Source organism: Pseudomonas laurylsulfativorans (assembly GCF_002906155.1).
GTDB lineage: Bacteria > Pseudomonadota > Gammaproteobacteria > Pseudomonadales > Pseudomonadaceae > Aquipseudomonas > Aquipseudomonas laurylsulfativorans.
Genome location: NZ_MUJK01000009.1, coordinates 13,689 through 34,977, shown reverse-complemented (window position 1 = coordinate 34,977; position 21,289 = coordinate 13,689). Strand labels below are relative to the sequence as shown.

At 61.4% G+C, this 21,289-nt stretch carries 22 protein-coding genes; 3 read left to right on the top strand and 19 right to left on the bottom strand.

Translation table 11 applies throughout. The annotated features are described in order from the left end of the window. Positions 1–39: 39 nt before the first annotated feature. Together B0D71_RS23180 and B0D71_RS23175 are read right to left on the bottom strand one after the other, a co-directional pair. Positions 40–309 (bottom strand): hypothetical protein, encoded by a 270-nt coding sequence (locus B0D71_RS23180; protein WP_240635731.1) that lies wholly within the window; start codon positions 307–309, stop codon positions 40–42. Positions 310–351: 42 nt separating this feature from the next. Beyond that, positions 352–912 (bottom strand): YbhB/YbcL family Raf kinase inhibitor-like protein, encoded by a 561-nt coding sequence (locus tag B0D71_RS23175; RefSeq protein WP_103396799.1) that lies wholly within the window; start codon positions 910–912, stop codon positions 352–354. 139 nt (positions 913–1,051) lie between these two features. On the opposite strand from B0D71_RS23175, the gene B0D71_RS23170 reads away from it, so the two are divergent. After that, positions 1,052–2,581 carry an FAD-dependent oxidoreductase gene (locus B0D71_RS23170; protein WP_103396798.1) on the top strand — a complete coding sequence of 510 codons (1,530 nt, stop codon included), beginning with the start codon at positions 1,052–1,054 and terminating at the stop codon, positions 2,579–2,581. A 72-nt stretch (positions 2,582–2,653) separates the two neighbouring features. On the opposite strand, the gene B0D71_RS23165 is transcribed toward B0D71_RS23170, so the two are convergent. The 11 genes from B0D71_RS23165 to B0D71_RS23115 form a co-directional block, all read right to left on the bottom strand. Next, positions 2,654–4,159: a YdgA family protein gene (locus B0D71_RS23165; RefSeq protein ID WP_103396797.1), complete on the bottom strand. Its 1,506-nt coding sequence runs from the start codon at positions 4,157–4,159 to the stop codon at positions 2,654–2,656. 282 nt (positions 4,160–4,441) lie between these two features. Further along, positions 4,442–5,077, bottom strand: a complete 636-nt coding sequence (locus tag B0D71_RS23160; RefSeq protein WP_103396796.1) for an NADH:ubiquinone oxidoreductase subunit N — start codon at positions 5,075–5,077, stop codon at positions 4,442–4,444. Between the two features lie 93 nt (positions 5,078–5,170). Beyond that, positions 5,171–6,619: an efflux transporter outer membrane subunit gene (locus B0D71_RS23155; protein WP_103396795.1), complete on the bottom strand. Its 1,449-nt coding sequence runs from the start codon at positions 6,617–6,619 to the stop codon at positions 5,171–5,173. After that, entirely contained in the window at positions 6,616–7,503 is an 888-nt protein-coding gene (locus tag B0D71_RS23150; RefSeq protein WP_103396794.1) for an efflux RND transporter periplasmic adaptor subunit, read from the bottom strand. The genes B0D71_RS23155 and B0D71_RS23150 overlap by 4 nt, the downstream gene beginning before the upstream one ends. Further along, positions 7,500–7,709 (bottom strand): DUF1656 domain-containing protein, encoded by a 210-nt coding sequence (locus tag B0D71_RS23145; RefSeq protein ID WP_007987399.1) that lies wholly within the window; start codon positions 7,707–7,709, stop codon positions 7,500–7,502. Before B0D71_RS23145 ends, B0D71_RS23150 begins: the two co-directional genes overlap by 4 nt. Beyond that, positions 7,706–9,778 carry an FUSC family protein gene (locus tag B0D71_RS23140; protein ID WP_103396793.1) on the bottom strand — a complete coding sequence of 691 codons (2,073 nt, stop codon included), beginning with the start codon at positions 9,776–9,778 and terminating at the stop codon, positions 7,706–7,708. Before B0D71_RS23140 ends, B0D71_RS23145 begins: the two co-directional genes overlap by 4 nt. After that, entirely contained in the window at positions 9,775–10,203 is a 429-nt protein-coding gene (locus tag B0D71_RS23135; protein ID WP_205886030.1) for a MarR family winged helix-turn-helix transcriptional regulator, read from the bottom strand. The genes B0D71_RS23140 and B0D71_RS23135 overlap by 4 nt, the downstream gene beginning before the upstream one ends. A 132-nt stretch (positions 10,204–10,335) precedes the next feature. After that, complete coding sequence (locus tag B0D71_RS23130; protein ID WP_103396792.1) at positions 10,336–10,617, bottom strand: type II toxin-antitoxin system RelE family toxin; 282 nt, start codon at positions 10,615–10,617, stop codon at positions 10,336–10,338. Continuing rightward, complete coding sequence (locus B0D71_RS23125; RefSeq protein ID WP_103396791.1) at positions 10,607–10,852, bottom strand: type II toxin-antitoxin system prevent-host-death family antitoxin; 246 nt, start codon at positions 10,850–10,852, stop codon at positions 10,607–10,609. The genes B0D71_RS23130 and B0D71_RS23125 overlap by 11 nt, the downstream gene beginning before the upstream one ends. Positions 10,853–10,933: 81 nt before the next feature. Then, entirely contained in the window at positions 10,934–11,179 is a 246-nt protein-coding gene (locus B0D71_RS23120) for a DUF2789 domain-containing protein (RefSeq protein ID WP_103396790.1), read from the bottom strand. Positions 11,180–11,309: 130 nt separating this feature from the next. Beyond that, entirely contained in the window at positions 11,310–11,771 is a 462-nt protein-coding gene (locus B0D71_RS23115) for an aminoacyl-tRNA deacylase (protein ID WP_103396789.1), read from the bottom strand. Between the two features lie 199 nt (positions 11,772–11,970). Here B0D71_RS23115 and B0D71_RS23110 point away from each other — a divergent pair, with 199 nt between their 5' ends. Both B0D71_RS23110 and B0D71_RS23105 read left to right on the top strand, forming a co-directional pair. Beyond that, the gene (locus B0D71_RS23110; RefSeq protein WP_103396788.1) at positions 11,971–12,504 is read left to right on the top strand and encodes an NfeD family protein; all 534 of its coding nucleotides are present in this window, start codon (positions 11,971–11,973) and stop codon (positions 12,502–12,504) included. 2 nt (positions 12,505–12,506) lie between these two features. Next, positions 12,507–13,265: a slipin family protein gene (locus B0D71_RS23105; protein WP_103396787.1), complete on the top strand. Its 759-nt coding sequence runs from the start codon at positions 12,507–12,509 to the stop codon at positions 13,263–13,265. An 18-nt stretch (positions 13,266–13,283) separates the two neighbouring features. On the opposite strand, the gene B0D71_RS23100 is transcribed toward B0D71_RS23105, so the two are convergent. From B0D71_RS23100 to B0D71_RS23075, 6 genes are all read right to left on the bottom strand, one after another. Continuing rightward, complete coding sequence (locus B0D71_RS23100) at positions 13,284–14,867, bottom strand: glycosyltransferase family 39 protein (protein ID WP_103396786.1); 1,584 nt, start codon at positions 14,865–14,867, stop codon at positions 13,284–13,286. Between the two features lie 117 nt (positions 14,868–14,984). Next, positions 14,985–16,556, bottom strand: coding sequence for an efflux transporter outer membrane subunit (locus B0D71_RS23095; RefSeq protein ID WP_103396785.1), 1,572 nt, complete (start codon positions 16,554–16,556; stop codon positions 14,985–14,987). Next, positions 16,553–17,623 (bottom strand): HlyD family secretion protein, encoded by a 1,071-nt coding sequence (locus tag B0D71_RS23090; protein ID WP_103396784.1) that lies wholly within the window; start codon positions 17,621–17,623, stop codon positions 16,553–16,555. The genes B0D71_RS23095 and B0D71_RS23090 overlap by 4 nt, the downstream gene beginning before the upstream one ends. Positions 17,624–17,649: 26 nt before the next feature. After that, positions 17,650–19,170, bottom strand: coding sequence for an MFS transporter (locus tag B0D71_RS23085; RefSeq protein ID WP_103396783.1), 1,521 nt, complete (start codon positions 19,168–19,170; stop codon positions 17,650–17,652). A gap of 212 nt (positions 19,171–19,382) precedes the next feature. Beyond that, positions 19,383–20,303: a LysR family transcriptional regulator gene (locus tag B0D71_RS23080; RefSeq protein WP_103396782.1), complete on the bottom strand. Its 921-nt coding sequence runs from the start codon at positions 20,301–20,303 to the stop codon at positions 19,383–19,385. Positions 20,304–20,420: 117 nt separating this feature from the next. Then, positions 20,421–21,287, bottom strand: coding sequence for an ABC transporter permease (locus B0D71_RS23075; RefSeq protein ID WP_103396781.1), 867 nt, complete (start codon positions 21,285–21,287; stop codon positions 20,421–20,423). Positions 21,288–21,289: the final 2 nt, after the last annotated feature.

The following is a 21,289-nucleotide window of genomic DNA, read 5'->3' as shown; positions in this document are numbered from 1 at the left end:
TTTTTGTGGCCCACAAAAAAACCGCCGAAGCGGTTTTTTTCATTCTGTCGTCCAGTCGAACTCGTCGTACTCATCATCGTCCTCGTCGTCGTCGAAAAACGCCTCTTCAAGGTCGTCGTCTTCAACAACGTCTTCTTCCGGCTGGTTCAGCAGAAAATCCTTGCGACTCTCGGTAATCGCTCGCCGAAGTTCTTCACCCTTTTGCGGGCAGTTGAGCATTTGGGCGATGCGGTCGATTTTTTTTGCCACGGCATCCTCCAACGCATCGGCTATAGCCTGATAGTGCGCGCTTTCGGGTCGGGATGCCAAATTCCCCGAGCGCGGCGCACTTCAGTTGATTCGTGAAGACGGTTAGCGGTGGTAGCGGCGCACCACACTGCTGTTGCGCAGCACGTGGCCTTTGATTTTTTCCAGCAGCTGCGCACGGGTCAGGCCGGCAGGCAAGGCGTCCGGGGCCAGGTCCAGGGCATAGATCTGGATGATGTAGTGGTGCGCGCTGTCGCCAACGGGCGGGCAAGGGCCGACGTAACCGGTGGTTGCCTTGCTGTTGGTGCCGCCGAAGCCCTCGAGGCCGGGTTTGCTCCCGGCGCCGGCCGGGATCTGGTGGGTGCCGGCCTTGATGCCGTAATGCACCCAGTTCTCGACACCCTGGCCTTTCTGGCCGTCCGGGTCGTGCATGACGATGGCGTAGCTTTGGGTGGCTGTAGGGCCGGCGTTCCAGCTCAACGCCGGGGACATGTTGTGCCCGCCACAGCCCGCGGAATCGCTCGCAGCGGCCGACGTGAACAGACGGTCATCGGAGACACCAGGAATGTTCAGGGTGAAGCGTTCCTGGGCCTGTGCCGGGAACTGCACGCAAAGGGCGACAACTACGGCCGCAAGCCAAGGGTTCATTGAGGTCAATCGGGGCATACCGGAGCACCTTGTGCGTGTTGGGCCGTCGTCGGCGTGCAAACTATAGCCGGACCGTTAACGCCTTGGCAGGGGGAATTGGCTGAACCTCACGATTAGCACCAGACTCATAAGTGAAACGTCTGTCTGGAGAGCAATCATGACTCTGCATCGCGTTGCGCGTGTCGCCAATGTGCCCGAAGACCGGGGTCTGGAAGTGCAGGTCCAGGGCAGCAAGATCCTGCTGTTGCGGGCCGGCGAACAACTGCGCGCTTATCAGGCCGAATGCCCGCATGCCGGCGCCCCGCTGGCTGATGGCGCGGTATGCAATGGACGCCTGACCTGTCCGTGGCACAAGGCGCAGTTCCGGATCGAGGATGGCGGGCTGTGTGAACCACCAGCCCTGGACAGCCTCAAGCGCTACCCCCTCGAAGTCCGTGACGGTGACATCTGGGTCGGCGACCAGCCGTTGCCGGACGCCCACACCCCACCGTCCGACGATTCGCGGACTTTCATTATTATCGGCGCTGGCGCGGCAGGCACGGCGGCGGCAGCCGCGTTGCGCGAGAAAGGCTTCGGTGGCCGGTTACTGTTGATCGACCGCGAAGCCGAAGCCGGATACGACCGCACCGCGCTGAGCAAATACGTGATCGCCGGGGAGATGCCGCTGCACGACGTCCCACCACTGCGGGACGAAGAGTTTTACCGCGAACAGCGGATCGAGCGCCTGCAAGGCGAAGTAGCCAGCCTGGATGCGCCAAACAGGACGCTGCGGCTGACTGACGGCCAGTCACTGACATACGACGCCGCGCTGCTGGCCACCGGTGGCATTCCCACCCCACTGACGCTGCCCGGCGCCGACCTGCCGCAGGTGTTCGTTTTACGCTCCAAAGTCCATGCGCAGCAGATTCTCGACAGCGCCAGCGCCGGCCAGCGAGTCGTGATCATCGGCGACAGTTTCATTGCCATGGAATCCGCCTCGTCCCTGCGCCAGCTTGGCCTGAATGTAACCGTGCTGGCCCGCCACGAAGTGCCGCTTGCCAAACAGTTCGGTGACACGGTCGGCAAGGCCATTCGCGCGCGGCATGAGGCCAATGGCGTCGTGTTTCATACCCAGGGCAATGCGGTACAGATCGAAGGGACGGACAAGGTCGAAGCCGTGCGCCTGGACAACAGCCAACGCTTGCCGGCGGATCTGGTGCTGGTCGGCGTGGGTGTCACGCCAGCCACCGACGCCTTCACCGGGCTGGCGAAAGAGCAGGATCACTCGCTGCGTGTGGACGGCGGTATGCGCGTGGCCGACGGCCTCTGGGCGGCTGGCGACATCGCCACGTTCCCGCTGAACAACCAGCACGTACGCATCGAACACTGGCGACTGGCCCAACAGCAGGCGCGGATCGCTGCGGCCAATATGCTGGGTGGCGACGAGCATTACCTCGATGTGCCGTTTTTCTGGACCTGGCATTTCGGTAAGACCTACGACTACCTCGGGCATGCCGAAGCCTGGGACGAAGTCGAATTCAATGGCGATCCTGACGATCCGCCCTTCATAGGCCTGTTCGGAAAAAACGGCGTGGTGTCGGCGGCGGTAGCCTGCGAGATGGACCGGGCCATGGCGATGCTCGCCGAGCGGATGAAACAGCCGTTGCGATGGGAAGAGGCATGGCGCCTGATCCGTGACGTGCCCTAGCGATGCCGGACAGCAAAACGCCCGGCGTCTGCGCGATGCAGAGGCCGGGCGTTACCGGGTAAAGGGCTGCCGTTATTCGGTGGCTTCAGCACCCGCGAACTTGCTCATGACAAATCCGGCAAACTCTTCAACGGTCATTTTCTGGCCGTTGAAGTCCACCTGGTTATTGGCGTAATGCAAGTTGGTGACGATGTTGTTGCCGTCCAGTTTTGCCAGTTGGCTGCCGACCGCCATGCTGCTGAACATGTCTGCGGTGGCAGTGGCTTGGTCGGCAATCAGCTTGGCGTCGGTCTGGCCGTCGATTTGCGATTGCACGGTAAGCACATCGACCAGCATGGGCTTGGACACTTGCAGCTTGAAGTCCAGCAGCGCGATCAACTGTCTGACCAACTGCTCGGTCGGCAGGTCGATGGCCTGTGGCTTGGTCAGGTCGAGCACCATGTTGGCGCGGCTCTCACCATTGGCAGTGTTGAACGACAGGTTCTCCAGGGCCACCTGCGGGCCGGCTGCCAGCAGTTTTTCCAGGCTGGACTTGAGCAGTGCTTCTTCGGCTTCGGTCAGTTTCAGCTCCGGTACCGGCAGGCCCGCTGCCGTCGCTTCGGCCGCCGCACGCTCATAGGGCTGCAGTTTGCTCTGGTAGACCTGCATCAACGACAGGGTGGCCGGAATGTCGAGGTTCTTCAGGCTCATGGCCAGCGCACCGGAGCCAATGGTCTTGCCGTTCAGGGACACTTCGCCAACTTTGTAATCGGCGCGCCCGGAAGCGTTGGTGCCCTTTTCTTCGGTCAGGTTTTTCATCTCGAATTTCTTGAAGTCCAGCACCGACTGCTTGACGCCAAAGGTCGACTTACCGCTGGCCAGCTCAAGGACGTTCTCGCCGATGTAGAAACCGTAGGTGCTTTTTGTCAGGTTGCTGGCCAGGGTCAGGCCATTCAATTCAACCTGCACCGGCGCCTGGTCTTCGGACACAGTGGTCACTTTCAGGCTGTCCATGTAGCCGCTGGCCTTGACCTTCTGCGCCTTGGCGCTGGCATCGACATCAATGCTCAAGCCGGAGAACTTCATGCTCGACTTGTCATCCAGCGCCATTTCCAGCGGCTGCAACTCGAGGGTGCCGCTGGTGGCGTTGTCATAGCCGATGTTGACCACGCCGGTCAGCGGGGATTTGTCCTTGGCGGCGGCAAACCACTTCTCGGTGAGCGGGGTCTTTTCCAGTTCGTAGTGACTGGTCGCCATGACCGGCAGCCACTTCAGCGACATCAGCCGCGAAAACGGCAACGGGCCGTGTTCGATGTGATCGACAAACAGCAACTCGATCGGCGTTTCGCCGAACATTTCGCCTTCGCCCTTGAGGCGGTAGTGCGCGGTGCTGCTGAATACCTGACGCTCCAGCGACACCAGCTCCAGCGACGCGGTGCCGTTGGAACCGACCATGGCCGCTTGCAGTTCCTTGTTGGCATCGGCAATCGAGGTGTTCAACACACCTTCGAGCCGGGTACCGGTGAACCAGGCCCCGCCTGCGCTGATGGCACCGATTGCGACAACAATTCCCAGTAGCACGCCTGCTGATTTATTCATGTATGACCCGTTCAATGTCCGTTGTTGAAAGTGTGGTCGTCTTCCCTGAACCCATGGCGGGTTGCGGCTCGACTGTGCTGAAAGTGGAATGGAGATTAGCACCGGGCGCGACGAACGGCCCAATGATTAAGGGTGAAAGAGTGTCTTGGGGGGGGCCATATAGGGCTGAGCATTTCGGTGGATGTTAGTTCGCCTTCGCGAGCAGGCTCGCTCCCACAGGGGAATGCATTCCAATGTGGGAGCGAGCCTGCTCGCGAAGGCGATCGAACAGCCAATATCAACTCAAGAGTATTGGACTTCTATCTCATCCAGCTGATGATCAAAGCTTTTGAGCCGCGCCGTCCAGGTGTACACCAGCACTTCGAAGTCGCGATTGATCACCGCCCCGCCCGTCACTTCCGCGCGCGGGTCGCAGACGTCCAGTTGATAGCGCTCGCGGGCCATGGCCGTGGCGACATCCGCCAGTTCCCGGGCATTGCTGAGCCAGTGCCGCCCGTCGTCAGCCACTTGCCGGTCCAGGGCCAGGCATTGTTTTTTCAGGGTTTCGAGGCTTTTTTCCAGCGGTGTGCCGGTCAACTCGCCCATGACTTCCTGAAACGTGCGCCCCGGTTGCCAGTAACTGCCCCAAAAATAGCGATCGAACACGGTTTCGACACGACGCAACGCCACCTTGGTGTCCCAGATCAGGACCAGGGTCTTGCCTTGTTCGAGTTGTCTTTTTTTGATGCGTTGATTCTGGACCGAGGCCCAGGCCACCACCGCAATGGACATCACCGCAATCAGCGCGACGGCACTGTCGAGGAACGCCAGAGCCTTATCGATCTGGTGGGCCAGCATGATGCCGTAGAAATAGGTGGCCGACAGCAGCACTAATGCCACGATGGCGCACCAGAAGCCGAGAGCATAAGGGTTTTTCATTATTGGTTTCCCCCTGACCTGCGCGAGCCTTGTGCGAAGAAAGGGCGCTTTGCACGGGGCGCCCTTCCAACACTTCAAAGCATAGCAACGGCCTCAGGGTTTGCCGGAGTTCGACGCTTGCGTTCGTCCGCTTTCCCAGCCGCCGCCCAGCGCGAGGAACAAATCGATCTGGCTGGCGGCAACCTGGGTGTTCGCAGCCGCCAGTTGCGCCGTGACATCGATGTAGGTGCGGGTGGCTTGCAGATCGGCCAGGAACGAGGCGCGGCCGGCCTGGAAGAAGCGGTGAGTCTGGTCGGCCGCCAGTTTGGCCGATTGCTCGGCATCGGCCAGGGCATCGCGGCGTTGCAGCAACGCGGTGTATTGGGCGAGGCCGGTCTGGGTTTCGCGAATGGCGTTGAGCACCACCCCATCGAAATGCGCCAGCGTCGCCTGGGTCACCGCTTCGGCTTCGCGGATTCGCGCCCGGGCGCCGTTGGTCGGAACGTTCCAGGTCAGCGACGGACCGAAACCCCAGCGGTTGGTGGACGGGTCGCCAAGATCGTCGAGGATACCGACGGTACCGATGGTCGCGCCGATGCTGATGTTCGGGTACAGCTCACCCGTGGCGACGCCAATACCGGCCGTCGCGGCCGCCAGTCGCCGCTCGGCCTGTCGTACATCGGGGCGACGCTTGAGCAACGCGGCGCCATCGCCCACCGGGATCAATTGGGCGATTTTTGGCAGCTCGTCGCAGGTGGCGGTGCCGGCCGGCAGTTGGTCCACCGGCTTGGCCAGCAACATCGACAAGCGGTACAGCCCGGCCTGACGTGCGGCCTCATAACGCGGCATATCGGCGCGCAGGGATTTGAATTGGGTTTGCGAACGGGTGACCTGGGTTTCGTCGCCACGCCCGGCATCGCGCAGGCGCTGGATCAGCGTGGTGCTCTGGGCTTGCAGGTCGAGGGAGTGCTGGGCAATTTCCCGTTCTTCATTGGCCGCGCACACCTGGGTGTAGGCACGCACCACGTCGGCCACTACGGTAATGCGTGCAGTATCAGCGGCAGCCTGCGTCGCATCGGCATTGGCCTTGGCCGCTTCGATGCCGCGCTGCAAGGTACCGAACAGGTCAAACTGGTACGACGCGCTGATGCCGATATCACCGATGTTGGCCACCGGCACTTTTTCCGGCAGCAAGAACGCCTGGCCAGACTCCTGCAAACGCTGGGCGCCCATCTGCACGCCGCCGCTCCAGCCGCCCGCCGCTTCGGCCTCATCGACCTGAGCGCGAGACCGCGACAGGCTGGCCGCCGCCATACGCAAATCGGTGTTGGAGGCCATGGCCTGCTGCACCAACTGGTCGAGTCGCGGGTCCTTGTACAGGCGCCACCAATCGGCCGGCACCGGCGCGGACACCACCGTTTTGCCGTCTACCGCCAGGTCGCCCTGGAAGTCCGGACGATGGACAGCGGCCTCTTCAGGCAAATGATAATCCGGCCCGACCATCTGGCACGCCGACAGCAGCAAGCCTAATCCGGCGACCGCCAAACCCGAGGCCTTGCTCATTGCACGGGCTCCCGGTTTTTGTCGTCAATGATCGAAACGGTGGCAGTACGCCCGGCGATCATGCGGAAATCCGCCGGTACGTCGTCAAAGGCAATCCGCACCGGAATCCGCTGGGCCAGCCGCACCCAGCTGAACGCCGGGTTGACGTTGGGCAGCAGGTTGTTGCCGCTGGTACGGTCGCGGTCTTCGATACCGGCGACGATGCTTTCCACATGCCCGCGCAGGCGCGCATTGTCGCCGATCACCCGGATGTCGACACTCTGGCCGATATGGATGCCGTTCAGTTTGGTTTCTTCGAAGTAGCCATCGATATGGAACGAGTTGCTGTCGACCACTGACAACACCGGACGCCCGGCGCTGACGAACTCCTGGGCCCGAGGCGCGCGGTCGTTGACGTAGCCGTCCACCGGGCTGCGGATCACCGAGCGGTCGAGGTTGAGTTGAGCGCTGTCCACCGCCACCTGGGCTTCCATCAACGCCACTTGGGCGCGGGCCACTTTCGACTGGCTTTCTTCCAGTTGCTCGCCCGGCACCAGGTTGCCCAAGCCCTTGTTGCGCTTGGCCTCGCGCTGGGCCTGGGCCAGGGTTTCTTCACGGTCGGCGACGGCCGCTTTCGCTTGGCGCAGGGCCAGCTTGAAACGGTCCGGATCGATGCTGAACAGCACCTGGCCGCGCTTGACCAACTGGTTATCGCGCACCTCCACTTGCTGGATCAGCCCGGAGACGTCCGGGGCGATTTGCACGATGTCGGCACGGATGTGCCCATCGCGGGTCCAGGGCGCGAACATGTAATACATCACCATGCGCCAGACCACGACAACGGCGAAGCTCACGATCAGCAGGGTCAGCACCACGCGACCAAGGGTTAGAAACGGTTTTTTCATGTCATCAGGTATCGACTGAGTGAATCCACGGCGCCAAGCAGCAAGGCGTAGAGAGCCACGTTGAACAATGCCCGGTGCCAGACCAGACGGTAAAAGTGCAGGCGCGTCAGCACCCCGTGCACCAACAGGTACAACACATACGTAATGCCCATCAGCACCAGCAGCGTGGGCAGGAACACCCCGCTCAGATCCAGGTCACCGATCATAAAGGCGCTCCATCAATGCCATGGGGAAGCGGTTCTTCGGGCTCGGCGGAACCGACGAATTCGACGCCGGGCAACAGTGCCAGGCGCAAGCCGCTCAGGGCGTGCAACAGATGCCGACGGGTTTCGTCATCGCCGGCACCGCTGAGGGCGCGACGGGTGCGGTCGAGGGTCATCAGCAGCGGGCTCGGTGCCGGCAGGCGTTCACCGGCCTTGAGACAGGCCTTGAAGTACTCGCCAACCTCGGCCACCACCTGGCGCAGCAGCACCTGCGGCACACCGAGGACCCGCGGCGTATAAGCGAGCAGGTCCAACAGATTCAGCGCCACTCGCACTTCCCGCAGCGCCACGCCGGAGTCCTGGCCGGTCATGGCCAGGCGCGGCAGGTGCTGCATCAGCCGATCGAGCATCCGTATGCCCAGTAGCCGATGCTCGGACAACGTGGCCGGCTCGGCGAGGCTGACAATGTCACGCCAGCTGAAACGGGTCAGACGCTTGGCCGCCAGCTCGGCACCGAACGGCCGGGCGATCAGGGTCCAGATGAATGCGAACAGCAGCCCCATGGGCCCGGCCAGGTTGGAGTTGGCGAAACTGAGGAAGTCCGCGTCGTAGGCACCCTGAATGCTGATGAAGGACGAGGTGTTGACCAGGGTCAGCAGCATGCCCAGGTAAAACTGCGGCTTGACCGTCAGGGTGCCGACGACGATGAACGGCACGGCAAACGCCAGCACCAGCATCGGAAAGTCATGCAGGTTGGGCAGCACCAGAAACAGATACAGGCTGGCGAACACCACCGACATCGCCGTCCAGAAAAAGAACCGGTAAATCTGCGGCGCCGGGTCGTCCATCGAGGCGAAGAAGCTGCACGCCACCGCCGCCAGGATCACTGCGCTGCCGCCATCGGTCCAGCCGAGCAGAATCCACAATACCGAGGCGACAATGATTGCCGTGACGGTCGATGCGGCGGAATAGAACATCAGGCCGCGATCCAGAAACGGTGTCAGCCGTCCCAGCCGCCAATGCCGATACACGGCGCGCCAGCTGTCCTGGCTTTCGCACTGGATGGCGTATTGCAGGCTGCGGCAGTCCTGCCACAAATCGATCCACTCGGCGAGACGGTAAATGGCGTTGGAGAACAGCAATTGCTTGCGGTCATCCAGCGCTTCGGGCGCGGGTTGCAGGGCCTCAAGTTGATCCTTCAGCGCATGCCAGCGCTCGAGATCGGCATCCTTATGCTCGAGCCATTCGCAGGTGGCGGCCAGCAACGGCGCGAACTTATCCACAAGCTCGGGGGTACGCCGTTCCAGTGCGTAAAGCGCATCGTCGAGGGCATCGATGACCGGCAGCAGGTGAATCATCCGCCCGCGCAACTCCTTGGTGTTGCGCACCGTCTGCGGACGCGAGCCTTCGTGGGGCAACTGACCGATCATCAACTCCAGGGAGTTGAAGGTGGCGACCATCGATGCACGCAACGCGCTGACTTCTTCAGGCTGCACGCTGCGGCTGAGGAAGCGCAGGCTGTAGGTCGAGGCATCGGCAAACCATTTGCTCACCGAATCATTGAACACCGGCGCCAGACGCCGGGGCCAGAACATCGCGCCCACCACTGCCGCCACGGCGATCCCGAGGAAGATTTCTTCGGTCCGTGCCTCGGCCACGTCCCACACCCCCAGCGGGTTATTCACCACCGGCAGGGCAATCAGCGGCAAGGTGTAACCGGCGAGCATCAAGGCGTAGTTGTTCGCGGTGCGCAAATGCAGGGACAGAAACAGCAGCGTACCGGTCCACAGCGCAATCACCACCACCAGCACGTAGGGGCTCTGCACGAATATCGGCACAAACAGAACCGCCGCCGCAGCGCCGATAAATGTGCCGATTGCCCGGTACAGCGCCTTGGAAGTGGTCGGGCCGAGGAATGGATTGGAAACGATGTACACCGTGGCCATCGCCCAGTACGGACGCGGCATTTGCATGAGCAGGGCGATGTACAGCGCGATCATCGATGCGGCGAAGGTGCGGACTCCGTAGAACCAGTCCCGCGCCGGGGGCATGCCAGAGAAAAATCCGTTCAAGAGTTGGCCACCGATGGCGGCGTGGCCGCTTCAAATGCTCTGAGTACCCGCAGCGTAGCTTCCAGATCACTCTGGTCAATGCCTTCAAGTACTTCCTGGCGCAAGCGCACCAGCTCCACTTCGACCGCCTGCACCAGCTCACGACCGGTATCGGTCAGGCTCAGGCATTTGGCGCGGCGGTCCTGTGCATCTTCGGTGCGGCACACGTAGCCGCCATGGCACAACTGATCGAGCAAGCGTACCAGCGACGGGCTCTCCATCCCTGCCGCCTGGGCCACCGTCACCTGACGCACACCCTCGCCCAGACGCCCGATCATCAACAGCGGAACGGCGCAGGCTTCGGAGATTCCATAGTTGGCCAGCGTGGTCTGGCAGATTTTGCGCCAATGCCTGGCGGCCACCACCATGGCACTGCTGATGTTCATCTGGAGAACGTCGAGGTTATTCGGCACGAGGGAAAACACACACTGTTAGTTTGCTAACTATCAATATCGCATTGGAGGGGATTTTCCGTCAAGTTTTGAAACAAATACGTAACAGCGACCTGCCGAGGGCCATCAACGTTTCTTGGCACGCTCATACACTTCACTGCGTTCGCGCTTTCCTACTGCAACGACAGAAACGACGACGCGCTCATCTATCACCTCGTAGACGAGTCGATACCCCGATGACTTCAGCTTGATCTTGTAGCAGTCGGGCATGCCATGGAGTGAATCGGAAGGGACTCGAGGCAGTTCGAGCCGTTCGGCCAACTTCTTTTTGAATTGCTCACGCAGCGTATGCCCCAGCTTGTCCCACTCTTTGCGTGCAGACGGCAGAAATTCGAGCTTATAAGTCATCCAGGGTTACCGGGATCGGCGTTTCATGACGACGAGAACGCACGATTTCCGCCAACTCCAAATCATCCAGGCGCTCCATCATGGCTTCGAACACATCGGCAGGAACCATATATCCCATGACACGATTGTGATTGAGCACTGCGACAGGCCCTCCGTGGGCGCTATTCAAAACGGCAGAGGGGTTTTTCTTTAGTTCAGACACGCTGACAGCCATATCAGCCAAAACACTTTGCATGATTAAGACCTCAAATAAGGTCTTAATTCTGGTCAATTATTGTGATCAGAGCAACCGCTGTGGATCACCGCCTATCAGTTTTTACACCCCCCGCCCCTTCCTCAACATCACATCCAGTTGATCCACCACCTCGGCCCAATCCGCGTCATCGAGAATCTCTTCACGCAGAAGTTCTGCCTGGCACGGGCTCCAGAAAAATGCATCCGCAAGGTGCAGTTCCGGTTTGAGCGGTGAATGGGTGGCGATGAATTTATCGATGCTTTCGGCGTCGTCCGGCAGGCCGAGTTGTTTGAACAGGGATGGAAGGTTGTGGGTTGGGTTTTCCATGTCTAACTCCTGTGAACCGATATAGGGACCGCTGCGCGGTCATCGCGGGCAAGCCCGCTCCTACAGGTTAATCGCAGTCTCTGTGGGAGCGGGCTTGCCCGCGAAGACGCCAGCATTGACGAAACAAAACTCAATGACTCAACTCCCGCACCTCGGCATGCGGCACCATTTTCAGGAACTCCGGCATGTCCATGCGCACCAGGTTGACGTGGTTGCCGGCCTCCAGATAGATGTCTTTCTGCCGGGTCAGCAGCGGATCGATAACCACCTCCAACCCATAGGACTCACCCAGCGCCGGAACGGCGCCGCGTTCGCAATCGTCGAACAGGTGCGCCAGATTGCTTTCGCGGGAAACCTGCCACTCACCGCTGTTGCGGACTTTGCTCAGGTCAAGGTGACGGCTGGCGGGCAGCACGGCCATCAGGTAATGCCCATGGTGATCGTCGAGGATCACCGACTTGGCCACCCGTTCGGCAGGAATACCTGCGACCCGTGCCGTTTCAAGACTGCTGGCCGAGTGTGGGTGGCTGACGATGTCGTAGTTGCATTGAGCCTTTTCCAGGCTGCGCTGCACGGTTCTTGCCATACGCATGATGCACCTCGGTGTCCGCAACAACCGCTGGCGGACGCTGGTTAACACTTTCTTTCGGTACTGAAAGTCTAGGCCCGCTGGCGCGTTCCGACGGGAAATCCGCCCATCGGACGTCGTCGACAATTGAGCAAAATTCATACAACTCGCGGGTCAACTAAACTGTCTACAGAGCCACCCCGAGACTCTCCCGGAGGGTCAAGTGAACACGCGTTGCTGTGCAGTTGCGTTGCTGTTGGCGTTGAGCGGATCGGTCTTTGCCACCGACACGGTTGTGCTGCTGGTGCCCAACCCCATCGGGATCTGGCTGATCACCTTCGGCATCGCGTTCCTGATCGCCGAGGCTGCCTTGCCCAACTACGGCGTGATCGGCCTGGGCGGCATCGTGATGTTCGTGATCGGCGCGGTGATCCTGACCAATACCGATGTGCCCGTGCCGTTGATGATCGGCCTGGGGCTGGTCAGCGCGCTGTTGCTGATCTATCTGGTGATTCACGCCCTGAAAACGCGACCGCGCCACACCGTCAGCGGTGATGCCGGACTGCTCGGCAGCGTGACGGCGGTGACGTCATTGCAGGCCGGCAACGCCTATGGCGGCTGGATTCATCTGCAAGGAGAACAATGGCAAGTGCTCAGCGCGACGCCACTGCAACCCGGACAACGGGTACGGGTGGTGGGACGCAAGGGTTTGCTGCTGCAAGTGGCCGCGGCTGACGCGGCGCCGGGCGGAGAATAGTCATGGGTTTGCAATTGGGTCTTGTCGCGCTCCTGCTGTTGCTCATCGCACTGGCAGGGTCGACGTTTCGCATCCTGCGCGAGTACGAGCGCGGCGTGGTGTTCCAGCTCGGACGCTTCTGGCAGGTCAAGGGACCCGGCCTGATCCTGCTGATTCCGGTGGTCCAGCAAATGGTCAGGGTCGATTTGCGCACCGTGGTGCTGGACGTGCCGCCGCAAGACGTGATCACCCGCGACAACGTGTCGGTCAAGGTCAACGCCGTGCTGTATTTCCGCGTACTCGATCCGCAGAAGGCAATCATCCAGGTCGAGGATTTCCTGGCCGCCACCAGCCAATTGGCGCAAACCACGCTGCGGGCGGTGCTGGGTAAACACGAACTGGACGAACTCCTGGCCGAACGCGAACGGTTGAACCTGGACATCCAGCAAGTGCTCGACGCCCAGACCGACGCCTGGGGCATCAAGGTCGCCAACGTCGAGATCAAGCACGTGGACCTCAACGAATCGATGATCCGCGCCATCGCCAAGCAGGCCGAAGCCGAACGGGAACGGCGAGCCAAGGTGATCCACGCCGAGGGTGAATTGCAGGCCTCTGAAAAACTCATGCAGGCCGCCGAAATGCTCGGCCGCCAACCGGGGGCCATGCAGCTGCGCTACATGCAGACCCTGAGTTCGATTGCCGGCGACAAGAGTTCAACTATCGTCTTTCCACTGCCGATCGAGTTGCTCAAGGGCATGGCGGACTTGTCGTCGAAACCCTGAAGGCTGCGATGACGCCACTCATTGCGCGGTATTGCCGGACAGGTACAGCCTCGCGGCAACACCACCGGCCTTCATCTGACGAGCGATCTGCCATTGCGCTGGCAACGGTGCGAACTCGTCAGGTACGTCGGCAGTGCCAATCAGCCAGACTCGTCCCGTGCCCTTGGGTAAATCGCTCAAGTGATCCAGATAAGCATCTGGCGTCGTCAAGGTACCGAAACCATAGTCGTTCGGCCGGCTCGAAGTGCCATCGGCCCGTGGCGGGGTGTACAGCAGGGGTTGGGTATTGGTGTGGTTGTAGTAGACGTAACTCAAGTACCAGAGCATGTCACTGGTGACGATCCGGTCCCCGGGCTGAAAATGCAGGTTGACGTCTTCCACCAGGACATTGACCTGATCATGGACGTCCACCGTCGCATTGTTTTTCAGGCCCACCAGTTCCACACCGACAAACAGGACCAGCACCGTCATGGCCAGCACCCGGGAACCAGAGTACAAGCGGTCGATTGCCAATGCTGCCAACAGCGGCAGGCCAAGGGCATAGGCGGTGAGATAGCGCTCGATGAATATCGGCGAAAAAAACGACACCGCAAACACCAGCAGCATCGGGACAAAGGTGTAGACCGCGAGCAGCGCACTGCCGCGGAACACGCTTCGATCACGTGTCAGCGCCACCCATGCCAGCAACGGCAAGGCCAGCGGCAAGGCAATGAATACCAGTGACGGCAGGGTTTCGCCGTCGTCCTGGGTCAGCAACGACCAGACCATCGACGGCAAGGAATCCAGGCTGACGGGCAATTCCCAGCCAACATCGCCATTGGCCTTCAACTGGTCAAGGTGCCGTAGCAGGTCGACAAACCCCGGCAACCACGGCAGATACAGTGCCACGATAGCCACATTGGCCAGCCACCAGTCACCCCGCTGGATGTGCCGCAGACGATGCCCCGGCTGCACACGGATGATCCCCAGGTACAACCAATGGCAGAGCACACACAGGGCCGTGAAGTAATGCGTGTAGAACGCCGCGCTCATCAGCACGACATAGATCACCAGGTAGCGCCGGCGCTGCGGCTTGCGGATCCAGTACACCAACGCAATGGTTGCCCCCAGCAACCACAGTCCCAGTAGCGAATACATGCGCACTTCCTGGCTGTAGCGCACCGCCGTGGGCAGCAGGGCCAACAGGACGCCGGCCACTATTGCGGCTCGGCGTGTGGCGAGCCGATCGACCAACCACACACCGAGCCAGACCGAGGCAATCCCCGGCAAGGCACTGAGGCAGCGGATCGACAATATGCCGTCGCCAAACATCGCGATCCAGCCGTGCAGCAGTATGAAATACAGCGGCGGATGCACGTCGTAGGCGGCATGCAACCAGATGTCAGGTAATGAGTAACGGGCCAGCAGCAGGCTGGAACCCTCGTCACCCCAAATCGCGGCAGCGGTCAGATCATAAAAGCGCACCAGCGCGGCCAATACCAGGATCGGCACCAGCCAATGCTCTCTCGCCCAACGGATCAGCGGTTGCGCGCCCCTGGCGAAACCAGGGTTGGCGTGCGGTCCCTGAGTGTCGTCCATCGGCGTTTCTCTGCGCGCCTCCATTGCCTCCCCTTGCGACGTTGAGTGAAGAGCCAGATTGTTTGCGCAACACTTTAGCCCTTCAGGTCGAGCAACGTCGATGCTGACCCGGTCGTGGAGCGATAGCCGGCGGTTGCACCGTCAGCGCTGCGCCGTCTCCACCACGGGATACACCGACTCCCAACCTCCGCCCAGCGCCTTGTACAACCCGACGGCCGCCAACGACACGCCGGTCGAACTCTCGACCCACTGCTCCTGCGTGGCCAGCAACGCCCCTTGCACGGTGAGTACGGTGACGAAATCCACCACGCCCTCGACGTACTGCTGTTGTGCGGTGTCCAGCGCAATCCGGTTCTGGCGCACGGCTTCGGCCAGGCTGTCGCGGCGCAACTGGCTAGCGTTGTAGGCGGTCAGCTGGTCATCGATTTCATGCCAGGCGCGCAGCACGGTTTGTTGATAGGCGATAGCGGCTTCCTGTTGTTGCGCCTCACGCAGGTTCAACACACCGCTCAAGCGGCCACCGTCGAACAACGGCAAGCTGAATTGCGGGCCAATCGCGAACGAACGCGAGCCCCAGGATCCAAAATCGCTCAGTTGCATGGCCTGGGAGCCGATGTTCCCCGACAGGGTGATGCGCGGGTAGAAATCGCCCTTGGCCACGCCAATGCTGGCCGTGGCGGCATGCAGCCGTGCTTCGGCCTGGCGAATGTCCGGACGCCGTTCAGCCAGTTGCGAAGGCAAGCCAATGGCGACCTGTCGCGGCGTTTGTGGCACCGGTGCGTCTGTGGATAACTCCGCCGCCAATGCCTGGGGCGGTTCGCCCATCAACAGACTCAAGGCGTTGATCAGTTGCCACTGCCGCTGCTCCAGCGCGGGCAGGCGCGACTCGATGGCGGCCACTTGCGCGGCGGCTTCGGCGACATCCAGATCCGTCGCGACACCGTCGGCCAGGCGCAGCTGCGAGAGCTTCAGGCTGTGGCGGGCGACTTCGAGGTTCTGTTCGGTAACGAGCCGAGTGTTCTGCACGCCGCGCAACTGAATGTAATCCTGCGCGGTTTCGGCCAGCACCGACAGCAGCACACCGCGTCGGTCGTTCTCGGCGACTTCCAGGTTGGCGTCGGCGGCTTCGGTTTCCCGACGCACACGGCCCCAGAAATCCAGCTCCCAAGAGGCGGAAAAGCCGGCGTTCCACAGGTTGAAGGCCGATTGGCCATGGTGACTCGACGGGTCGCTCAGACCTTCAGCACTGTTGCGATTGCGCCCGTAACTGCCGCTGGCGGCCGTGTTGGGGAAGCGGTCGGCGGTGATGACCTGGCGCACCGCACGACTTTGCTGCAAGCGGCTGCCGGCCAGCTTCAGGTCGAGGTTGTCGGTCAGGGCGCGCTGGCTCAAGGCCGAGAGTGTCGGGTCGCGGAACACTTCCCACCAGCGCTCGTCCATTGTTTCGGCGACGGCCTGGCTGGCGGCTGCCGTTGATGGTTTTGCCCATTCGGCGATTTGTGTGGTTTCGGGCTTTTGGAAATCGGGCCCTACGGTACAGGCGCTGACGGCCAGTAAGTTCAATGCCAAAACCGCTGACTGAACGAGTCTCTTGTGGCGAGAGGGCTTGCCCCCGTTGGGTCGCGAAGCGGGCCTGGCTTTGGCGAGCACTGCGCACTCGAACGGGGGCAAGCCCCCTCGCCACAGGCTCATATCACGATCGAAAAAATTCATCGCTGAGTCACCTCTCGCGCAGACGATGCATCGCTGCCGGTATCAATACTCGCCTCCACCGACATCCCCACCCGCAAACGTTCGGCCAGCGACTGTCCCGGTTCCAGCACGATCTTCACCGGTATCCGCTGCACCACCTTGGTGAAGTTGCCGGTGGCGTTGTCCGGTTTGATCGCGGCGAACGTCACCCCGGTGGCCGGTGCAATGCTTTCGACACGACCGTTGAGTGCCGCACCGCCCAGACTGTCAACGCGCACTTGCACAGCCTGCCCCGGCTGCACATCCGTCAGTTGGGTTTCCTGGAAGTTGGCCATCACATAAGCCTGCGCCAGCGGCACTACCGCGAGGATTTTGCTGCCCGGCGTGACATAGGCGCCGACCCGCACCGCGCGTTCGCCGACCATGCCGTCCTGTGGCGCGACGATCCGCGTATAGGACAACTCGTAGCTGGCCATTTCCAGCTTCGCTTGCGCCCGTTTCAGGCCCCCTTCGGCGGCATCGCGCTGGGCCGTGAGGATCTCCACTTGCTTGCGCTCCGCCGCCAGCACTGCCGTGGCATTGGACATTCGTGCGGACGCCTGGTCGATGCGCGTTTGCGCCTGTTGCGCATTTTGCACCGTGCCGGCGCCCACTCCGGCGAGGTGGTTGTAGCGGTTCAATTCATGCTCGGCAAAGGCCATTTCCGCCTTGGCCGAAACCACCGAGGATTGCGCCTGGGCAATCACCGAGGCCTGGCGCTCCAGGGTCGCCCGGGCGTTTTGCAGTTGCGCCCTGGCCACCAGCGTTTCGGCATCGGCGGCATCGGCGGCTGCGCGCAAATCCCGGTCATCGATCAGTGCCAGCAACTGCCCGGCCTTGACCTGCTGGTTGTCCTCGACCAGTACTTGCTTGATAAACCCGGCGACCCGCGGCACAACAAGGGTGAAATCCGCCGAGACATAAGCATCGTTGGTGTTCTGTTGGGTACGCTTGCCGAACAGGCCGGGCATTGCCAGGTACAACAACACCCCGACGGCCAATGCGGTGGCCACGGCAACCACGACTTTCTGCTTTGTTTGAGTGTTCATAAAAACCTTCTGTATCAGTGGAGCATTCAGGTCGGTGCGCGCGGCGGATAGATCCGCGTCGGCAGCCAGAAAATCAACAGGATCAAGGTCACGGCGATACCCGCCATGCACAGGTAAAGATCAGAGGAAGTGAGCACCAGCGCTTGCTCATGCAGACGATGAGCAAGGCTTGCGCTGTCGTGCTCGGCCAGCGGCGAGTTGCCGAGACGATCGACCAGCATGGTCGAGTGAAAATGCAGGCGTGCCGTGGTGAGCGCTTCGATCACCCCAGTGGCGATGACCGCCGACAGGCCTTTGACGGTGTTGAACCAGGCCGACGCGAACGGCCCCTCCATCGGGTTGATACTGCCGGTGGACAGCATCAGCAGCGGCAGCACCGCCATGGGCTGGCCGAAAATCTGCAGCCATTGCAACACGTAGAAATCGTCGCGAATCCATGCGGACGTCAGTTGCGAGCCGCCGACGCACGACAGCGCCAGCATGCTCAGGCCGATGCCCAACACCCAGCGGCAATCGACCCAGCGAAAGTTGCACAGCGCCGCCACCAACGGCAGCGCAATCAATTGCGGCAGCGCCGCCAGCAGCATGATCGGCGCGGTCTGCACTGGGCGATAACCCTGGACCTGCGCCAGGTAGCTGGACGGAATGATGATCACCGCCTGCAACACCACCAGCACGCCCGCCAGGGTCAGCAGGGCGAAAGACAGGTTACGGATGCCGAGCATCTGCATCTTGAAAAACGGTATCGGCTGCGACCACTCGCCGGCCAAAAACAGCACCAGCAGCAACAGCCCGCCACCGATCAATCCGCAGATCAGGCTGGATTCGAACCAGTCCAGGCGGTTGCCCTGCAAAATGCCGATCACCAGCATGCAAATAGCTGGGAAACCCAACAGCACCCCGCGCCAGTTGAAGGACTTGAAGCGTTCCAGGCGCAGCGGGTCCTGGGGCAAGCCATACGCCACCGCGGCCATGGCAATCAGGCACGGCGCGATGATTTGCCAGAAGGTCCACTGCCAGCCGACATACTCGGTCCACAACCCGGCCAACGGCGTGCCCAGGCCGGGGCCGAACGTCGCCGTCAGGGCATAACCGGCCAGGCCATATAACTTCACGTTGGCCGGCAGAAACCGCAGGGCCACGGTCATCAGCATGGGTGGCAATGCCCCGCCGGCCAGGCCTTGCAAGGTGCGCAGCAACAACAGGCTTTCGTAATTCGGGGCGAAAGGGCACAACACACCCAGCAGGGTGAACAGTCCGATGGCGCACAGGGTGAAACGCCGCAACGAGAACGTCACCGCACACCACGGCGCGAAGGCCATGGCCGCCACGGACGTCGCGGTGTAACAGGCCACGAGCCAGGTGCCTTCGTCGTAGCCGATGGCCAACGCACCGCGGATGTCGGCCAGGGCGACTTTGGTCACCATCTCGTTCAGGCCCGACACCAGCACCGCCAGCAGTACGCCTACCAGGCCGATGATGATCCGTGGGCCGAAGACGGGCGGAGCGGCTGCCGCAACAGGTACGGTGGCCGTAAGGGAAGTCATGTACTGCAAGCTCCGGCGTGGGAAGACCGAAGCATTCTAAAAAGTGCGATGCCTGACGAAAATCAACTTATTGGCAGGTTATAAGTGCGCCAGACGCAACGATACCCTCCTGCCCCTTGTAGGAGCGAGCTTGCTCGCGATAAACCCGAGAACGCCGCGGGGAACCTGCCAGCCAGTGTTATCGTTGACGACCATCGCGAGCAAGCTCGCTCCTACAGGGGTTGTGCAGCCAACCACGTTTCATCGCAGCAGGTTTTCAGTGTTTCACGCAGCCAGCGGTGCGCTGGATCCTTGTCGAAACGCGGGTGCCAGGCCTGGGTCAGCATGAGGGTCGGTAACGGAATGGGCAGGTCGAACGAGCGCAGCTTCAATCCCAGCCGCCGCACACTCAGCAAGGCCTCCTTGGGCACCGGCAGAATCAGGTCGGAATCAGGCAAGGCAAACATGGCCGCATGAAAGCTTGGGGCGATCACCGCCACCCGCCGCTCCAGCCCCAGGGCATTGAGCGCGGTATCGATCGGACCACGGGCAATGCCACGCCGGGACATGCTGATATGGGAATAACCGGCATAGCGCTCTGCCGTGATCTCTTCGTCCAGCAGCGGATGATCCTCGCGCACCAGGCCGACGAAGTGGGTGGAAAACAGGTTCTGAATCTTCACTTCCGGAGTCAATGGCCGGGTGTTGCTGACGCTCAGATCGATCCGCCCTTCGCGCAACGCCTCATCATCGCCGTCGCCTTCCGGGACGAAACGCAACTCGCAGTGCGGCGCCTGCCGGTCAAGGGTGTCGAACAGCTTGCCGCCGTAAACGCCGACAAAGAAGTCGTTGGCCCGAATACTGAATCGGCGCCGCAGCGAACTCAGCTCCACCGCATCGGCCGAGCGAAACAGCAGCCCGGCCTGTTCCACCACACTGCGCACTTGCTCGCGCAATTCCAGCGCCTTGGGGGTTGGCACCAGGCCACGGCCGGCGCGCACCAGGATCGGATCGCCAATGGCTTCGCGGATGCGCGTCAACGTCCGGCTCATGGCCGCCGGGCTCAGGTTCATCCGCCGCGCGGCACCCACCACACTGCCCTCGTCGAGCAAGGCGTCGAGGGCGACCAACAGGTTCATGTCCGGGAGTTGCATGGCAAGCACTCATATCTGATCAAGATTGATTCAAGCGCAATGCTAGCAAACATCCCATCTGGTTCGGTGATGATGGGTCGGCTGCCTTCGCGAGCCTGCTCGCGATTCGCGATTTTTTTACCGCACCATCCCCCACCGTTTCACCGTCACCCGCTCCAGCGAATCAAACACCAGGTTCTCCACCAGCAACCCAATCAGAATCACCACCGCCAAGCCAGCAAACACCTTGTCCGTGTACAGCTCATTGCGATTCTGAAAAATGTACCACCCCAGCCCACCCTTCCCACTGGTTGCACCAAACACCAGCTCAGCGGCAATCAACGTGCGCCAGGCAAACGCCCAGCCGATCTTCAGGCCGGCAAGGATCGACGGCAATGCTGCCGGGATCAGGATGAACAGCACAAAGCGCATGCCCTTGAGACCATAATTGCGCCCGGCCATGCGCAGGGTTTCCGAGACGCCGAGAAACCCGGCATAGGTGTTCAACGCCAAGGCCCAGAGCACCGAATGCACCAGCACGAAAATCAGGCTGTTCTGCCCCAGGCCGAACCACAACAGCGCCAGCGGCAGCAGCGCAATCGCCGGCAATGGGTTGAACATCGAGGTCAGGGTGCTGAGCAGGTCGCGACCGAACTGCGTCGACACTGCCAGCGTGGTCAGGGCAAACGCGAGGACGATGCCGATCAGGTAACCCTTGAGCAACACCACCAGGGAAATCCACACCTTGCCCAGCAATTCACCGCTGAACAGGCCGTCGTACAGTGCGTGAGTGGTCTGAAGAAAACTCGGCAGCAGCAGGTCGTTATTCTGATACCGCGCAACAGCTTCCCACAGCACCGCAAGCAAAATCAGGATCAGGCTTTTGCGCAACCAACCTTGCTGCCACAGGCGTTGGCCAAGGGGCAATTCACGCTCCAGCGGCACGCTGGTCAGTGGCTGCAAAAGTGTTTCGAACTCTTCACGCGGGGATGATAAATGGCTCATCG

What these genes read in the sequence shown, in the direction of transcription:
- B0D71_RS23170 (WP_103396798.1), top strand. Translation starts at nt 1,052, where the DNA reads ATGACTCTGCATCGCGTTGCGCGTGTCGCCAATGTGCCCGAAGACCGG.
- B0D71_RS23125 (WP_103396791.1), bottom strand. Translation starts at nt 10,852, where the DNA reads ATGCAAAGTGTTTTGGCTGATATGGCTGTCAGCGTGTCTGAACTAAAG.
- B0D71_RS23150 (WP_103396794.1), bottom strand. Translation starts at nt 7,503, where the DNA reads ATGAAAAAACCGTTTCTAACCCTTGGTCGCGTGGTGCTGACCCTGCTG.
- B0D71_RS23090 (WP_103396784.1), bottom strand. Translation starts at nt 17,623, where the DNA reads ATGAACACTCAAACAAAGCAGAAAGTCGTGGTTGCCGTGGCCACCGCA.
- B0D71_RS23075 (WP_103396781.1), bottom strand. Translation starts at nt 21,287, where the DNA reads ATGAGCCATTTATCATCCCCGCGTGAAGAGTTCGAAACACTTTTGCAG.
- B0D71_RS23085 (WP_103396783.1), bottom strand. Translation starts at nt 19,170, where the DNA reads ATGACTTCCCTTACGGCCACCGTACCTGTTGCGGCAGCCGCTCCGCCC.
- B0D71_RS23175 (WP_103396799.1), bottom strand. Translation starts at nt 912, where the DNA reads ATGCCCCGATTGACCTCAATGAACCCTTGGCTTGCGGCCGTAGTTGTC.
- B0D71_RS23160 (WP_103396796.1), bottom strand. Translation starts at nt 5,077, where the DNA reads ATGAAAAACCCTTATGCTCTCGGCTTCTGGTGCGCCATCGTGGCATTA.
- B0D71_RS23080 (WP_103396782.1), bottom strand. Translation starts at nt 20,303, where the DNA reads ATGCAACTCCCGGACATGAACCTGTTGGTCGCCCTCGACGCCTTGCTC.
- B0D71_RS23135 (WP_205886030.1), bottom strand. Translation starts at nt 10,203, where the DNA reads ATGAACATCAGCAGTGCCATGGTGGTGGCCGCCAGGCATTGGCGCAAA.
- B0D71_RS23105 (WP_103396787.1), top strand. Translation starts at nt 12,507, where the DNA reads ATGGGTTTGCAATTGGGTCTTGTCGCGCTCCTGCTGTTGCTCATCGCA.
- B0D71_RS23145 (WP_007987399.1), bottom strand. Translation starts at nt 7,709, where the DNA reads ATGATCGGTGACCTGGATCTGAGCGGGGTGTTCCTGCCCACGCTGCTG.
- B0D71_RS23155 (WP_103396795.1), bottom strand. Translation starts at nt 6,619, where the DNA reads ATGAGCAAGGCCTCGGGTTTGGCGGTCGCCGGATTAGGCTTGCTGCTG.
- B0D71_RS23130 (WP_103396792.1), bottom strand. Translation starts at nt 10,617, where the DNA reads ATGACTTATAAGCTCGAATTTCTGCCGTCTGCACGCAAAGAGTGGGAC.
- B0D71_RS23165 (WP_103396797.1), bottom strand. Translation starts at nt 4,159, where the DNA reads ATGAATAAATCAGCAGGCGTGCTACTGGGAATTGTTGTCGCAATCGGT.
- B0D71_RS23115 (WP_103396789.1), bottom strand. Translation starts at nt 11,771, where the DNA reads ATGCGTATGGCAAGAACCGTGCAGCGCAGCCTGGAAAAGGCTCAATGC.
- B0D71_RS23120 (WP_103396790.1), bottom strand. Translation starts at nt 11,179, where the DNA reads ATGGAAAACCCAACCCACAACCTTCCATCCCTGTTCAAACAACTCGGC.
- B0D71_RS23095 (WP_103396785.1), bottom strand. Translation starts at nt 16,556, where the DNA reads ATGAATTTTTTCGATCGTGATATGAGCCTGTGGCGAGGGGGCTTGCCC.
- B0D71_RS23100 (WP_103396786.1), bottom strand. Translation starts at nt 14,867, where the DNA reads ATGGAGGCGCGCAGAGAAACGCCGATGGACGACACTCAGGGACCGCAC.